Here is a 12,356-nt window from a genome sequence, read left to right as displayed (position 1 = left end):
TGTGGCTGGTTGATATGTCTCAGAGGTTATCCAGGAAGCCCAGAACTTCGCCGACCACCTGCTGCGGGCTGCGGGTGCCGGTGTGCACCTTGAAGTCCGCGACCTCCAGGTAGAGCGGGCGGCGCCGCTGCAGTAGCGCGGTGTAGTGGGCCAGCGGATCCTCGGCCGCGAGCACGGGGCGGTTGCTATCGCCCGCAGTACGCGAGACACCCTCCTCCGCGGTGATGTCCAAAAACACCACCGGGTGGGCGGCCAGCAGCTCGCGGACGGAATCGGTGAGCACGGCACCGCCGCCCAGGCTGACCACCGCGCCCGAGGCAAGCGCCTGCTCCACCTTGGTGGCCTCCAGCTCACGGAACTTATCCTCCCCGAGCTCGCTGAAGACCTCCCCACAGGGCTTGCCCTGGTCCTCCTCAATGAGTAGATCCGTGTCTACCACCTGGCAGTTGAGAGCGTGGCCGAGGCGGCGGCCGATGGTGGACTTGCCGGAGCCGGGCGGGCCGACGAGCACAACACGAGGTGTCATTGCGCGCTCCAATCAAGGCGCTCGGCCACGTACTGCTGGTACGCGGCGATGTTTCGCTTAGTCTCCTCCACGCTATCGCCACCGAATTTATCCAGCACAGCGCGCGCGAGCACGAGCGCCACCATGGCCTCGGCCACCACGCCGGCGGCCGGAACCGCGCACACATCGGAGCGCTGATGGATGGCGGTGGCGGCGGAGCCATCGGCCATGTCCACGGTCTTCAGCGCGCGCGGCACGGTGGAGATCGGCTTCATCGCCGCGCGCAGGCGCAGGGGCTGGCCGTTGGTCATGCCGCCCTCCAGGCCACCGGCGCGGTTGGTGCTGCGCGTCACGCCCTCCTCGGTGCGCACTATCTCGTCATGGGCCTCCGAGCCGCGGCGGCGGGCCTCCTCGAAACCGTCGCCCACCTCGACGCCCTTGATGGCCTGGATACCCATGAGGGCGGCGGCCAGTTGCGCGTCGAGGCGATCCTCGCCGGAGATGTGCGAGCCCAGGCCGATGGGCAGGCCGTCGACGATCACCTCGACGATGCCGCCCAAGGTATCGCCCTGCTTCTTCGCGGTTTCGATCTCGCGGATCATGGACTCCTCCGCGCCCTTATCAAAGGCGCGCACCGGGGAGGCGTCGATGGCCTCGATGTCTGCGGCGCTGGGCAAGGGGCCTTCATAAAGCTCGGAGGCACCGATCGATACCACGTGGGAGATGACCTCCACGCCAAGGGTCTCGCGCAGGAAGTTGCGGGCCACGGTGGCGGCGGCCACGCGGGCGGCGGTCTCGCGCGCCGAGGAGCGCTCCAGGATCGGGCGGGCCTCGCTGTGGCCGTACTTGATCATGCCGGAGAAATCCGCGTGACCTGGGCGCGGCCGGGTCAGGGCGGCGCCGCGGCCGGAGGCCATGGCCTTGGCCACTTCCGCGTCCTCCATATCAAGAGCGTGCGGGGACATGATGGTTGTCCACTTGGGCCACTCAGAGTTACCGATCATGATGGCGATCGGGCTGCCCAGCGTCTTGCCGTGGCGAATACCGGCGAGCAGGGTGAGCTCATCAGCTTCAAACTTCATGCGGGCACCGCGGCCGTAGCCAAGGCGGCGGCGAGAAAGCTGGGTGGCAATATCCTCTTGAGAAACGGAGACCCCGGCGGGCATGCGCTCGAGCATGGCAATGAGCGCCTGGCCGTGGGATTCACCTGCAGTAGTCCAACGAAGCATGCGGACAATTATCGCATGACAGCCTCGGCGGCGGGCGCAGTAGGCGCGACTGGCTTTCCCGGATCACACCAACTCGGGGTAGAGCGCCATCACCACCCCGGCCGAAAGCAGCATCCCCGGCCCATGGGCGGGGCGCTTATCCCTGCTCGCGGCCGCCCAGAGAACCGTGCTTAACGACGCCCCCATCATCGCCACCAGCACCCCCATCACCCCGGCCACGTGGGCTGTCCACATGCCCAAAGGCAACGCGAGCTTGATATCGCCGCCACCGAGTCCACGCGAGAACAGCGCGTAGGCGCCCACCCAGATAAGCCCCGGCAGGCTCCACCAGACCAGTGAGATGGCGCCGGCCGGAAGCGTCAGACAGTTGGGTAGCCGCTTGAAACGAAGATCGTAGAGAATGAGCGCGCTGCCCCACGCCAGAAACAGAATTACCCCCATAGGGGGCAGAGTAGCGCTCATGCGGAGCGCGCGCTCGCTAAGCGGGCTTAGAGCTCCACCGAGTCCTCGAGCGCAGCGCGCATCTTCTCGCGCGGGGCCGGGTGACCGGTGAACTGCTCGAACTGCGAGAAGGACTGGCAGGCCAGCATGACGTGGCCCCCGACGGTGCGGTAGCCGTCCGCGGCGGCGTACGTGGTCAGCGGGGTGGGCCAGGGATCGTAGATGACGTCAAAGACCGGGGCGTGCGCCAGACCGAAGAGATGGCCCTCCAGCGCGGCGGAAGGGACGGTGGAGACCACGAGGTCCGCCGCGTAGGAGAGCTCCGAGAGCTCATCGGTGAAGGAGGCACCATGCAGGTGGATCCCGAGGGCATCGGCAAGCGGGGCAAGCTCGGACAGACGGTCGGTGCGGTTGAGCACGGTGACCTCGGTGACCCCGCGCTGGGCCAGGCCCCACAGCACCGGGCGGGCCGTGCCGCCAGCGCCGATGAGCAGTGCACTCGAGGCGGTCTTCTCCCCCAGCAGCTCCGCCAAGGCCCCGGCCACGCCCTCGGTGTCAGTGTTGTCCGCGCGCCAGCCCACCTCGGTGCGCACCAGGGTGTTGGCTGAGCCGATGAGCTGGGCGCGCTCGGTGACCTCGGTGGCGTACTCGAGCGCCTGGAACTTGAGGGGCATTGTCACGGAAAAGCCGCGGAAGTCCTCCGGAGCGGAGTCCACGAAGGCGGCGAGATCGGTGACATCGAAGGCGGTGTACTCCCAATCCTTAAGGCCCAGGGCCTCGTAGCCGGCGGTGTGCAGGACCGGGGACAGCGAGTGCGAGATGGGGCTTCCCAGGACGGCGGCGCGAGGCATCTAGTTCTCCCCGCGCTGACTGTTGAGGATGCCGGAACGGATGGCGTCATCGACGTTGTCGAGGTGCTCGTCGTAGTTGTCGGTGAACACGGTGGTGCCGTTCTCATCGACGGTGGCGAAGAAGAGCCAGTTGCCCTCGGCCGGGGACTCCATCGCGCGGATGGCTTCCTCGGAGGGAGAGGCAATGGGAGTCTCCGGCAGCCCCTCCTTGGAGTAGGTATTCCACGGCGTCTCGCGCCCACGGTCCTCGTCCGTGGTGGCCAGCTCCACATCCGCGAGGTCGTAGTTGACCGTGGAATCCAGCTCCAGGCGCATGGGCTTGTCCAAGCGGTTGAGGATCACGCGGGCAACCTTGGGAAACTCGCCGGCCGGGGCCTCACGCTCCACCAGCGAGGCCGCGGTGAGCAGCTCGTAGGGCGAGAGGTGAATGGCTGCGGCGCGGTCCACGATGCCGGTGTCGTTGTACTTCTTGGCCGAGCGCGTGATGAGATCCGTGAGGATGTCCTGGGCGTCCATGTTGGGATCCAGAACGTACTTGCCCGGGGCGATCAGCCCCTCGAGGCGCTTAGGATCCTCGCCGCGCGCACGGATCTTCTCTACGGCCCATTCGGGGGCGCCGAGCTCGGCCGGGTCCACGGTGGAGGCGACCTTCTCCAGCTCTTCCTTGGACACGCACTTGCCGTCCTGGCAGGAGACTTGGGAGATTTGGGAGAAGATGCCGAAGCGGACGTCGCCGCCGACCACCTTGACATCGGAAAGCGTGGCGCCGCCCTGCACGTCGAGCAGGTCAACCATGTTGGACTCATCGAGCAGCGCCTCCACGGCGGACTTGGCGCTCATCTCCTCCTGCAGGCGGTAGAAGCCGGGCTGAATGCTACCGGCGCGCGGGTTGGAGTTGGCCGCCGAGGTAAAGGCGTCGGCCGTCTTGACCACGTTCTTCTCCGCCAGGGCCGGAGCCAACTCGCCCATGGAGGAGCCCTCGGGCACCTCGACGAGCTGGGTCACGCCGTTGCCGGTGCCCTCGTAGTCCAAGTTTCCTCCTCCGCCCAGCAAGCGGAAGCCAATGTAGCCCAACGCGCCCACAATGAGCAGGATCGAGGCAAGCAGGACCGAGAGGCCACGCTGGCGGCGCTTTACGTACTTGGGTTCCATCGAAAGGCCGATGCGTGGATTGTTACGGCTCACGTACTTCGTCTCCTTGGGTTGAAGGCTCGTGCTCTTTGAGCGCAATGCGGCGCGCATCTAGCCAGGATTGCAAAATTTCTACGGCGGCGGCTTGGTCAATAAACGCCCGGCCCTTGCGTTCGGACACGCCCGAGGCCCGCAGCGCCGCGGAGGCCACCACGGTGGTCAAACGCTCATCGGCCATGCGAACGGGTACCATCGTGTCACCTTTGGCCAGCCGGCGGCGGATGCGAAACGCAATTTCCTTGGCGTGTTTCACGCTCTTGGAGCCGTTGCCCTGCAAATCGCGGGGCAGGCCCACCACCACCTCAACGGCCTGGTACTGCTCGATGAGCTCGAGCAACCTGTCGATGTCCGCCTTGTCCTGGTCCTTAAAACCGGTCTCCCGCGGCACCGTTTCCACGGGGGTGGCCAGGTGGGCATCCCGGTCAGAGACGGCCACGCCGATGCGCACCGTGCCCACGTCAAGCCCTAGGCGGCGGCCGGGGCCTGGATCCTCAAAGCCTGGCGTGTCTGGTGTCAGGGCCATCCATGACCTTTCTTCTCGCGAACGGACAACGGGTTACGCCGATCATAGCGCCGCGGCCATCGTGCCACGGCGCAGTAGGCGTATAGACTTTCAGGCTAGGCCTTCTGCAGCGCCTCGCGCACGGCGGCGAAGGCGGACTGCAGCCCCTCCGGCTGGGAACCAGAGCCCTGGGCCATATCCGGCTTGCCGCCGCCCTTGCCCTCGACGTAGCCGGCGATGAGCTTGACCATCTCTCCAGCCTTGATGCCGCGCTCGTTGGCGGCCTTGGTGGCGCCCACGATGAACGGCAGCTTCGAGCCCTCGTTCTCCGAGGCCAGCACGATCACGGCCGGGGCATCGCCCACGCGGGCCTTGAGATCGGAGGCCAGGGTGCGCAGGTCCCCGCCGTTGATACCGTTGGCCAGGCGCACGGCGATGAACTGGATTCCGTTGACGTCCTCGGCGCGCGAAAGCATCTCGCCCGCCTGGCTCATGAGCTGCGCCTTGTGCAGATCCGCAATCTGCTTCTCCGCGGCCTTGAGCTTCTCCGTGAGCTGGGCGATGCGCTCCGGCAGGTCCTCGGACTGCACCTTGAGCTCGCGGGAAACGCCCTCCACCAGGGCCGCCTCCTTGGAGTAGTAACGGAAGGCGTCCATGCCGGAGTAGGCCTCGATGCGGCGAGCGCCGGAGCCCACGGAGGACTCCCCCAGCACGGAAACCGGGCCGATCTCCGCGGTGTTGGACACGTGGGTGCCACCACAGAGTTCGATGGAGAAGGGCCCACCCATCTCCACTACGCGGACCTGGGAGCCGTAGTTCTCGCCGAAGAGGGCCATCGCGCCCATCTCCTTGGCCTTGTCCAGGGAGGTCTCGATGGTGTTGACGGCAAAGTGAGCGTCCACGGCCTGGTTGGTGATCAGCGCGATCTCCTCCAGCTGCTCCGGGGTGAGCTGCTCCGTGTAGTTGAAGTCGAAGCGCAGGTAGCCCGGGCGGTTCAAGGAGCCAGCCTGGACTGCGGTGGGGCCGAGCACTTGGCGCAGAGCGGCGTGGATAAGGTGGGTAGCCGAGTGCGCCTGCACGGCGCCGTGGCGCCACTGCTCGTCGACGGCCGCGGTGACCGAGGAGCCCAGGTGCAGCCCGCCGGAGGTCACAGTGGCCTTGTGCACCCACAGCTTCTTGCCGATCTTCTGCACGTCGCCCACCTCGAGGAGGGTGTCGCCGGCCAGGATGCGGCCGCGGTCAGCGGTCTGGCCACCGGCCTCCGCGTAGAGCGGGGACTGATCGAGGATGACCTCGACGGTATCGCCGGCAGAGACCTCCTCCACCTTCTCCCCATCGCGGACCAAACCGATGACGGTGGCATCGGACTCGAGGGTCTCGTAGCCGGTGAAGAGGGTCGGGTGGTTATCCACCCACTCGCGGTAGAGGGAAAGATCCGCGTGCCCGTGCTTCTTGGCCTGGTTATCGGCCTTGGCGCGGCGGCGTTGCTCTCCCATGGCCTTGTCGAAGCCCTCCATGTCCACGTCCAGGCCGGCCTCGGCGGCCATCTCCAGGGTGAGATCGATGGGGAAACCGTAGGTATCATGCAGCTCGAAGGCCTTGGTTCCCGGCAGGATCTTGGCACCGGCCTTAGCGTCAGCACCGGCGGCGTCCTTGATTTCGGCCACGGCCTCGTCGAAGAGCTTGGTGCCGGACTCCAGGGTCTTGAGGAAGGCCTTCTCCTCGTTGACCGCCACGCGCAGGATGCGCTCGCGGTTCTCGGCGATCTCCGGGTAGGAGGGGGTCATGGTGTCCATGATGGTGTTCATGAAGCGCTCCATGGTGGCGCCGGTAGCACCTAGCAGGCGGGCGGAGCGGATGATGCGGCGCAGCAGGCGGCGCAGGATGTAGCCGCGGCCCTCGTTGCCCGGGGTCACGCCGTCAAGGATGAGCATCATGCCGGTGCGGGAGTGATCCGCGATGACGCGGAAGCGCACGAGGTCCTCGTGCGGGGCCTCCGGCAGGTACTTCACGCCGGTGAGCTCCTCGGTGACGTCGATGACTGGGCGCAGCAGGTCGGTCTCGTAGACGTTATCCACGTCCTGCAAGATGCAGGCCACGCGCTCGATGCCCATGCCAGTATCGATGTTCTTCTTCGGCAGCGGGCCGAGGATCTCAAAGTTGCCCTTGCCGATACCCTCACCGCGCTCGTTCTGCATGAAGACCAGGTTCCAGATCTCCATGTAGCGGTTGTCATCGGCAATTGGGCCGCCCTCCTTGCCGTACTCCGGGCCGCGATCGTAGTAGATCTCCGAGCACGGACCGCAGGGGCCCGGAATGCCCATGGACCAGTAGTTATCTTCCATGCCCAGGCGCTGGATGCGCTCGCGCGGGATGCCGATCTTCTCGTGCCAGATGTCGGCGGCCTCGTCGTCATCGAGGTAGACGGTCACCCACAGGTGCTCGGGATCGAGGCCGAAGCCGCCGTCGTCCAGCGAGCCGGTGAGCAGCTCCCAGGCGTGGGTGATGGCGCCTTCCTTAAAGTACTGGCCAAAGGAGAAGTTGCCCGCCATCTGGAAGAAGGTGTTGTGGCGGGTGGTAATGCCCACCTCTTCGATATCGAGGGTGCGCACGCACTTCTGAATGGAGGTGGCAGTGCCGTTGGCAAAAGGCGGGGTCTGCTGGCCCAGGAAGTAGGGCTTGAAGGGAACCATGCCGGCGTTGACAAACAGCAGGTTCGGGTCATCCAGGATCAGCGACGCGCTGGGGACGGCCTCGTGGCCGGCCTTGACAAAGTGCTGGGTAAAGCGTTCCCGGATCTCATGAGTCTTCACGAGCTAAAAGTCCTTCACTAATTTGGCGGTGTATATCGACGACTTACATTACCCGCCTGGAGCCTGCTGAACGACGCCGACCCCTAATGATGTTGCGCAACCTGCCGAGGTACTCATAAATCCGCTTCTCCGCACCGTGGTCCGTGGGCTCGTAGTAGAGCGCGCCCTGCAACTCATCCGGCAGGTACTGCTGCTCCACCACGCCGCGTGGATCATCGTGGGGGTACTTGTAGCCCACGGCGTTGCCCAGCTTCTTTGCCCCCTCGTAGTGGCCGTCGCGCAGGTGGCTGGGCACGTGCCCAATCTTGCCTGCCCTGATATCCGCCTGGGCGGCGTCGATGGCGGAGATCACGGAGTTGGATTTCGGCGCGGTGGCCAGGTGGATGGTGGCCTGGGCCAGCGGGATGCGGGCTTCCGGCAAGCCCAACATGGCCGAGGCCTGCGCAGCGGCCACCGCCGTCGGCAGCGCGGTGGGATCGGCCATGCCGATGTCCTCCGAGGCGTGAATCATCAGCCGCCGCGCTATGAAGCGGGGATCCTCGCCTGCCTCGATCATGCGCGCTAGGTAGTGGAGGGCGGCGTCGACATCCGAGCCGCGGATGGACTTGATGAAGGCGGAGACAACGTCGTAGTGCTGATCCCCGTCGCGGTCATAGCGCACCACCGCGCGGTTGACGTTGTCCACGATGATCTGCGGGGTGAGCTCGCCGCCATCCGGCACGGCCTCGGCGGCGGCCTCGAGGTAGGTCAGCGTGCGGCGGGCATCTCCCCCGGCCAGCAAAACCAGCTGATCCAGCGCCTCCTCGCTGGCGGTGATGCGCCCGCCCAGTCCCCTTTCGCTCTCCAACGCGCGCGAGGCGAGGGTCTTGAGGTCGGAATCATCCAGCGAGTTGAGCTGCAGCAGCAGCGAGCGCGAAAGCAGCGGCGAGACCACTGAGAAGGAGGGGTTTTCCGTCGTGGCCGCCACAAGGAGCACCGTACGGTTTTCCACCGCGGCCAGAAGCGCGTCCTGCTGAGTCTTGGAAAAACGGTGCACCTCGTCGATGAAGAGCACGGTGCGCCGACCGTGGATGAGCTCCTGGCGCGCGTGGGTGATCACCTCGCGCACCTGCTTGACCCCGGAGTCTAGGGCGGAGAGCCCCACGAAGTTCTGCCCCATGGTCTTGGCGATGAGCGAGGCAATGGTGGTCTTGCCGGTGCCGGGCGGGCCGTAAAGGATGACGGAGGCCTCGCCCGAGCCCTCGATGAGGCGGCGCAGCGGTTTGCCCGGCTCGAGCAGGTGGCGTTGGCCCACGACCTCCTCTAGGGACTGCGGGCGCATCCGCGCGGCCAAGGGGGATCCGGCATGGGTGGCAAAGATGTCCTGGCCCGTGGCGGGGCCGAAGCCTGCCTCCCCGCCTGCGCCCGAGCCCGCCTCGCGGCCACCCGCCGCTGGGCCGAAGAGTGCGTCCTGGGACATTAGTGCTCCCGCAGGCGCTCGGCGACGTCGCGAGCAAAGACCGCCACGGGCGCGAAGTCCTCGTTGGTGCTGTGGGCGGCGTAGCGCGCCAGGGCCTCGAAGGTCTCGAAGAGATCGCGGCGGATGAGTGCTTCGTCCTCGCTAAAGGGCCCGCTCTCGGCGGAGCGCAGGAGGGATTCGCGCGGGTTGTGCTCGACGTCGGCCTCCCCGCGGGCCAGGGCCACCACGCCCTCCACCCCACCGGCAAACATGGTGGTCACGCTGGACAGTGCCCAGCCGATGAGGCAGGAGACCACAAGCTCGTGGACGACGTCATCATCCGCAAAGCGCGGCCACACGTCCACCACCTTGCGCTGCCAGGCCTGCACGAAGACTTCCGCTTCCTCGTCCGTGATGGGGCGGGAGAAAAGGAACTGCGGGAAGCCGGCGATCACACAGGCCACGTCGAAGCCGACGTTGCGGAAGCCCGCCCACTCGTAGTCAAGGAAGGTCAGCGTCTGCCCGGCAATGATGTTATCGGGCGAGAGATCGAAGGGCGTAAAGGCGCGGTTGTGCCCGGAGCTTAGGGAGTGCTTGGCCTTGAGCGCGAGCTCATCGAAGCCGACTGGGGCCTTCAGGCCGGCCGCGGCCAGGATGTCGATGCCGAAGTTGATCGAGCTCTGCAGCGACTTATCGCGCACCGCCTGATCCTCGGCGTACTCGGGGGCCTGGCGCAGCTGGCGCTGCAGCAGGACCTCGTAGTCGCTCTCGCGCCCGGCGGTGCCGGCGTGCATCTGGCCCAGCGCTCCGCCAAGCCGGCGCAGCAGGTCCTGGCGCTCGCGCTCATCGGCGCGCGCGAGGGTATCGGCCAAGGTGTCGCCGTCGCCGGCGTCGGAAAGCACGAGGATACGCTTGTCGATGTCGTGGGCAAAGAGGATCGGCCCTGGACGCACCGCCTCGGGCAAGGAGGTGGTGAACTGGTAGGCCACGATCTCACGCAGCAGGGCCGCGTCATCGATGGCGTAGCCGGTGATGGGGTTGTACTTGATCACCACGGAACGGTGCGGGAGGAACGCACTGGGCGTCATGCGGGCCCGGAGCACTAGCGCGTTGCCGGAGCCGCTTAAGACTTCGACGTCGTTGAACTCGGGGTCGCCTCCGTAGCGGCGCGAGAGCATCTCCGCTGCGGCGGCAATGACCTCGTCGCGTCCTAGTACGTTGTCCACTTTCATTAGCCTTTCTGGGCCCGCGCGCGGCGCGCTGTCCTCATGCTAAAGCGGGGCAGACTGCTGCCCGGTGTGGGTTATGAACCTGGGGTGGCTCCTCACCATGGGCTTCTACCCCGCTTTCTGTGTTCTTCACCAGCATTCTCCCACCACCGCCGGTTGCTGGCGGTACCGGTGTTGGCTGCGCCGGTGTTACTGAGCGGCCTCGGCCTTCTGCTCAGTCTTGGCCTCGGCCTTTTTCTCGGCCTTCTTCTCCGGCTTGAAGTCCACACCGGTCTCCTTGCGTTGCGCGGCCGGGATGGTGCCGGGGGCGTCGGTCAGCGGGTCAACGCCGCCGCCGGACTTCGGGAAGGCGATGACGTCGCGGATAGAGTCAAAGCCGCCGAGCAGGGAGACGATGCGGTCCCAGCCGAAGGCGATGCCGCCGTGCGGCGGGGCGCCGAACTGGAAGGCGTCGAGCAGGAAGCCGAACTTCTCCTGTGCCTCTTCCTCGCCGATACCCATCACGTCGAAGACGCGCTTTTGCACATCCTGATCGTGGATACGGATGGAGCCACCGCCGATCTCGTTGCCGTTGCACACGATGTCGTAGGCGTAGGCCAGGGCCTCACCCGGCTCCTTATCGAAGGTATCCAGGTATTCCGGCTTCGGGGAGGTAAAGGCGTGGTGGACGGCGGTCCACTTCGAGTGGCCCAGGGCCACGTCGCCGGAAGCGGTAGCCTCGGCAGCAGGCTCGAAGAGCGGGGCGTCAACCACCCAGGTGAAGGCCCAGTCGCCGTCCTTGATGAGGTCCAGCTTCTTGGCAATCTCACCGCGGGCAGCGCCCAGCAGCGCGCGGGAGGACTTGGTCTCGCCGGCGGCAAAGAAGATGCAATCGCCCGGCTTGGCGCCCACGTGAGCGGCGATGCCCTCGCGCTCGGCGTCGGTGATGTTCTTGGCCACCGGGCCGGAGAGCTCGCCGTCCTCGCCCACCAGGATGTAGGCCAGGCCCTTGGCGCCGCGCTGCTTTGCCCACTCCTGCCAGGCGTCGAGCTGGCGACGCGGCTGGGAGGCGCCTCCCTCCATGACCACGGCACCGACGTACTCGTTCTGGAAGACGCGGAAGGTGGTGTCCTTAAAGAACTCGGTGCACTCTACAATCTTGATGTCGAAGCGCAGATCCGGCTTGTCCGAGCCGTAGTACTTCATGGCGTCGGCGTAGGTCATGCGCGGGATCGGGGTGCTGATTTCGTAGCCGATGAGCTTCCACAGCTCCACGAGGATCTCCTCAGCCAGCGCGATGACGTCATCCTGGTCCACGAAGGACATCTCGACGTCGAGCTGGGTGAACTCCGGCTGGCGGTCAGCGCGGAAGTCCTCGTCGCGGTAGCAGCGAGCAATCTGGTAGTAGCGCTCCATGCCCGCGACCATGAGCAGCTGCTTGAACAGCTGCGGGGACTGCGGCAGGGCATACCAGGTGCCCGGCTTGAGGCGGGCCGGCACGAGGAAGTCGCGCGCGCCCTCCGGGGTGGAGCGGGTCAGGGTCGGGGTCTCGATCTCGGTGAAGTCGTGCGCATCGAGTACGCGGCGGGCTGCGCGGTTGGCGGCGGAGCGCAGGCGCAGGGCGTTGGCCTGCTGCTCGCGGCGCAGGTCCAGGTAGCGGTACTTCAGGCGGGTCTCCTCACCCACCTCGCCGGAGGCCGAGGGATCGTCAATCTGGAAGGGCAGCGCTGCGGACTTGTTGAGCACCTCAAGCTCGGTGACGTTGACCTCAATCTCACCGGAGGCGAGGTTCGGGTTGGCGGAGCCCTCCGGGCGGGCTTCCACCACACCGGTGACCTTGATGCAGTATTCGGAGCGCAGGTCGTGGGCGCGCTCGGCCACCTCGGACTCGCGGAAAACCACCTGGGCGATGCCGGAGCGATCGCGCAGATCGATAAAGATCACGCCACCGTGGTCACGGCGGCGCGAGACCCAACCGGTCAACGTGACGGTTTCGCCGGCCATCTCCTTGCGGAGCTCACCTGCCAAATGGGTACGCAGCACTGTTGTTCAATCCCTTCTACATTGTGACGCTTGTGCACGACACGCCTCGCGTAAACAGCGCGCGCCGACGGGCACAAGAACATGAACGGCCCAAGTCTACCGCCCCTACCCCCAACCGGACACGATGAGGCGCGG

General features: G+C 66.3%; 10 protein-coding genes. All 10 read right to left on the bottom strand.

Annotated elements, in window-relative coordinates:
- Nucleotides 1-19: 19 nt before the first annotated feature.
- Nucleotides 20-526, bottom strand: coding sequence for a shikimate kinase (locus Q4E25_RS03925; protein ID WP_303154274.1), 507 nt, complete (start codon nt 524-526; stop codon nt 20-22).
- Entirely contained in the window at nt 523-1,734 is a 1,212-nt protein-coding gene (gene aroC, locus Q4E25_RS03920; RefSeq protein WP_303154272.1) for a chorismate synthase, read from the bottom strand. The genes Q4E25_RS03925 and aroC overlap by 4 nt, the downstream gene beginning before the upstream one ends.
- Nucleotides 1,735-1,797: 63 nt before the next feature.
- On the bottom strand, nt 1,798-2,175 hold the full coding sequence (locus Q4E25_RS03915) for a prepilin peptidase (protein WP_303154269.1): 378 nt from the start codon (nt 2,173-2,175) through the stop codon (nt 1,798-1,800).
- Between the two features lie 47 nt (nt 2,176-2,222).
- Entirely contained in the window at nt 2,223-3,026 is an 804-nt protein-coding gene (locus tag Q4E25_RS03910) for a shikimate dehydrogenase (protein WP_303154266.1), read from the bottom strand.
- Nucleotides 3,027-4,178 (bottom strand): endolytic transglycosylase MltG, encoded by a 1,152-nt coding sequence (gene mltG, locus Q4E25_RS03905; protein WP_303154369.1) that lies wholly within the window; start codon nt 4,176-4,178, stop codon nt 3,027-3,029.
- Between the two features lie 22 nt (nt 4,179-4,200).
- Nucleotides 4,201-4,740: a Holliday junction resolvase RuvX gene (ruvX, locus tag Q4E25_RS03900; RefSeq protein WP_303154264.1), complete on the bottom strand. Its 540-nt coding sequence runs from the start codon at nt 4,738-4,740 to the stop codon at nt 4,201-4,203.
- A gap of 95 nt (nt 4,741-4,835) precedes the next feature.
- Entirely contained in the window at nt 4,836-7,532 is a 2,697-nt protein-coding gene (gene alaS, locus Q4E25_RS03895; protein ID WP_303154262.1) for an alanine--tRNA ligase, read from the bottom strand.
- 43 nt (nt 7,533-7,575) lie between these two features.
- On the bottom strand, nt 7,576-8,991 hold the full coding sequence (locus Q4E25_RS03890; RefSeq protein ID WP_303154260.1) for a replication-associated recombination protein A: 1,416 nt from the start codon (nt 8,989-8,991) through the stop codon (nt 7,576-7,578).
- Nucleotides 8,991-10,148, bottom strand: a complete 1,158-nt coding sequence (locus tag Q4E25_RS03885; RefSeq protein WP_303154368.1) for a phosphotransferase — start codon at nt 10,146-10,148, stop codon at nt 8,991-8,993. Before Q4E25_RS03885 ends, Q4E25_RS03890 begins: the two co-directional genes overlap by 1 nt.
- A 240-nt stretch (nt 10,149-10,388) precedes the next feature.
- Nucleotides 10,389-12,221 carry an aspartate--tRNA ligase gene (aspS, locus tag Q4E25_RS03880; RefSeq protein WP_303154258.1) on the bottom strand — a complete coding sequence of 611 codons (1,833 nt, stop codon included), beginning with the start codon at nt 12,219-12,221 and terminating at the stop codon, nt 10,389-10,391.
- Nucleotides 12,222-12,356: the final 135 nt, after the last annotated feature.

The organism is Corynebacterium sp. (genome assembly GCF_030532325.1).
In the GTDB taxonomy this organism is placed as follows: Bacteria; Actinomycetota; Actinomycetes; order Mycobacteriales; family Mycobacteriaceae; genus Corynebacterium.
This window is presented reverse-complemented; position numbering and strand designations above follow the sequence as displayed.